Source organism: Pseudoalteromonas luteoviolacea CPMOR-1, from assembly GCF_001625685.1.
Lineage (GTDB): Bacteria > Pseudomonadota > Gammaproteobacteria > Enterobacterales > Alteromonadaceae > Pseudoalteromonas > Pseudoalteromonas luteoviolacea_K.
This window is the reverse complement of sequence record NZ_AUYC01000096.1, coordinates 1-532: the sequence shown is the minus strand read 5'-3', so window position 1 is coordinate 532 and position 532 is coordinate 1. Positions and strand designations below refer to the sequence as shown.

The 532-nt window shown below is 36.8% G+C and carries 1 protein-coding gene; it reads right to left on the bottom strand.

Annotated elements, in window-relative coordinates; all coding sequences use genetic code 11:
- Positions 1-17 precede the first annotated feature (17 nt).
- Complete coding sequence (locus N473_RS25655) at positions 18-482, bottom strand: hypothetical protein (protein WP_063370433.1); 465 nt, start codon at positions 480-482, stop codon at positions 18-20.
- Positions 483-532: the final 50 nt, after the last annotated feature.

Here is a 532-nt window from a genome sequence, read left to right as displayed (position 1 = left end):
TATTCAGAATTAGAGGTTTAAATAAATCCTACCTCTGAAATGTCGTAAACCTTCACGTTATCATTGGTGTTAATGTCAAATTCTGACGCCTTAATCACAGCATCTCTAGCACTTACATTAAAGCTCAAAGCAACCAGTGCGCTTTCGCCACCTGAACCGATTCCATATGAATGTAAGAGAGGTTCTTCTCTCACCACCTTTGTTTTATCTTCCGTTTCATATACTGAACCATATATGACTGTTTTATGGGTTTCATGAATGCGAAAGTAGATAACCTTTCCAATATTTTGTGAAAGCTCCCCACCTTCCAAATGGGTACGCAATTCATGAATATCAACTGTCTTTCCGGTTGCAAAAATTAGTGAGCCATCGCTTAGAATGTACCACTTATCTGCGTCAGAGTTTATTATAATGCCGTTTTCAGTAGTCTGAGAGTCGCAAGCGATTTGAGAATTCTTATGGTCGTAAATTATTGTAGTCATCAACAAGTCTCATTTAACAATTTTAATTGCGTGGTTATTCTTTAAACATA